The organism is Hydrocoleum sp. CS-953 (genome assembly GCF_002260545.1).
Lineage (GTDB): Bacteria > Cyanobacteriota > Cyanobacteriia > Cyanobacteriales > Microcoleaceae > Trichodesmium.
The window spans coordinates 1-2,214 of the sequence record NZ_LGSU01000123.1 but is presented as its reverse complement, the minus strand read 5'-3'; the positions used below and the strand labels follow the sequence as shown (position 1 = coordinate 2,214).

The following is a 2,214-nucleotide window of genomic DNA, read 5'->3' as shown; positions in this document are numbered from 1 at the left end:
CCGAAAAAAATTATACTGAATTAAGTCAGGTAAAAAACGATTACTCCGAGTTATGGAAAGATGAGCAAGATGATGTTGATGCTATTAATAAGTTAGCGGAGACTTATTACAATAAAGGAAATTTTAGAGAAGCTATCGATCTTTGTCATAAAGCATTAAAAAAACAAGCAAATTTTGCTCCAGTCTATAAAACTTTGGGAAACGCACTACAAGCACAAAATAAAATAGATGCTGCTATTCGTGCTTATTCATTGGCAATAAAAATCAATCCTAATTTTATTGAAGCTCTTGTCAATTTGGCTAGTATGTTTTATAAAAAAGGGCAAATTGATGCAGCAATGATTACTTATAGAAAAGCAATTAAAATGAAACCTGATTTAGCAGTAGCTTATTGGAATTTAGGCAAAGTTTTAGAACAAGAAGGAAGATTTTACGAAGCATTTTTTTTTCAAGAAAAGGCTTTAGAACTTCAGCCTAGTTTAGTTGATAATAATCNAGAAAAGCAATTAAAATGAAACCTGATTTAGCAGTAGCTTATTGGAATTTAGGCAAAGTTTTAGAACAAGAAGGAAGATTTTACGAAGCATTTTTTTTTCAAGAAAAGGCTTTAGAACTTCAGCCTAGTTTAGTTGATAATAATCAAAATAATCATCAAGATAGTCATTTTAAAAAGTGGAATAATCTAGAGAGTTAAATCAGTTATCAGATATCAGATATCAGCAATTAATAATTAATAATTAATTATTAATGTTATGGTTAAGGGAGAGTAGTTATGCAGTAATTTTTTATTCTCTCTCAATTTATAAATTGTTGTAACCCTTTTAGTTTCTTCCTTATTGCTGAGTGAGAAAAAAGTAGTTTTGCTAAATTGCTTTAAACCTTACTGCCTTTTTTCTTGCTTAAAGAGGTAATTATCAATTATCCATTATCCATTATCCATTATCCATTAATGAATTATTCCTTAATTAATATGAAATCAGAAGAACAACAGCATCCTCAATATCATAAAGATAGACAAATAGTTAACACCCTATTAGCAGAAAAAGATACTGACTATAACTTAGCAGAATTGGCAAGATTGAAAATTCGTTATCGAGGTTTTCCTGGTGCAAAAGATATTCAAGGAGACTTAGAAAAAGTATTGCAAAAGTGGGAGCTAACTGAAGAAAAACTCTATGAAAAAACTCGTGAAATTCATCACAAAGGTCAGGTTTATAAAAAACACAATAATGACCAAGAAGATTGGTTTTAAGTAAGGAGTCAGGAGCCAGAATTCTGAATTCAGGAGAATATAATGTGAGTCATAATTTAAGCATAAAAATTTACTTAGTTGTTAACTCCTATTAACCACTATAATTTTCTCCTAACTTCTGACTCCTAACTTCTAACTTTTAACTTCTGATTGAAGATCTGACTTCAACCAAACCATCTTAACTTTTTCGGCGGTGTTTTAATTTATCGCTTAAGTCTCAGAGGTATACCCTATCTTTTTAGTCTTAATTTTCTCCAAAGTTTGTCTAATTGGTTATTACCAATACTTNAATTTACTTAGTTGTTAACTCCTATTAACCACTATAATTTTCTCCTAACTTCTGACTCCTAACTTCTAACTTTTAACTTCTGATTGAAGATCTGACTTCAACCAAACCATCTTAACTATTAACATTAAGTTCTTTAGTAATAATATTAATTGGAGGAGAACAATAAACGCATAATTCATTAGCAATTTCTACAGCTTCTTGAGGATTTTTATCTAAATACATTGCTGTTAAAGCAAAATGTTCTCCAGCTCCAATAGCTGCAAATTCATTAATTTTTTCTACTAAATAACTATCACAAATCCGAAAAACTTCTCCCTCAATTCCAATTAAATAATCATTTCTCTTAGAAAAAGAATCATCTTTAGATTTAGCCCAAGTGTAAAACTCAACAATGAAATCTAAAACAGCTTCTACAGTTGGCGCTGCGGGTTTGTGATTTCTAGCAAAAATCTGCATAAAGCTTAATTCCATAATTAAACCAACACCACCAATAACTAAACCATTAACTTCAAAAAGTTTACCTTGTTCGTCTCCTGTTATACGATAATTTTCTTTTAAATGACCAGATACTCGAATACTATCAGAAGCAAACATTAAGCGATCTGAATATTTTCTGGCTGCAACAACACTCATAATATTTAATTCAATTTTTCGGAGCAATTTTAAGGAGGGA

2 protein-coding genes and 2 pseudogenes are annotated in these 2,214 nt (G+C 30.1%); 3 read left to right on the top strand and 1 reads right to left on the bottom strand.

Annotated features, from left to right (window positions below; all coding sequences use genetic code 11):
• The 3 genes and pseudogenes from AFK68_RS00865 to AFK68_RS00855 all read left to right on the top strand — a co-directional run.
• Positions 1 to 495, top strand: a pseudogene (locus AFK68_RS00865) (tetratricopeptide repeat protein); the annotation flags it as partial.
• Between the two features lies 1 nt (position 496).
• A pseudogene (locus AFK68_RS00860) lies at positions 497 to 694 on the top strand (tetratricopeptide repeat protein); the annotation flags it as partial.
• 276 nt (positions 695 to 970) lie between these two features.
• Positions 971 to 1,252 carry a DUF3288 family protein gene (locus tag AFK68_RS00855; protein ID WP_094670885.1) on the top strand — a complete coding sequence of 94 codons (282 nt, stop codon included), beginning with the start codon at positions 971 to 973 and terminating at the stop codon, positions 1,250 to 1,252.
• A 400-nt stretch (positions 1,253 to 1,652) separates the two neighbouring features.
• On the opposite strand, the gene AFK68_RS00850 is transcribed toward AFK68_RS00855, so the two are convergent.
• Positions 1,653 to 2,214 (bottom strand): hypothetical protein (locus AFK68_RS00850; RefSeq protein WP_246843916.1); only part of this gene is annotated, 562 nt, incomplete at its 5' end.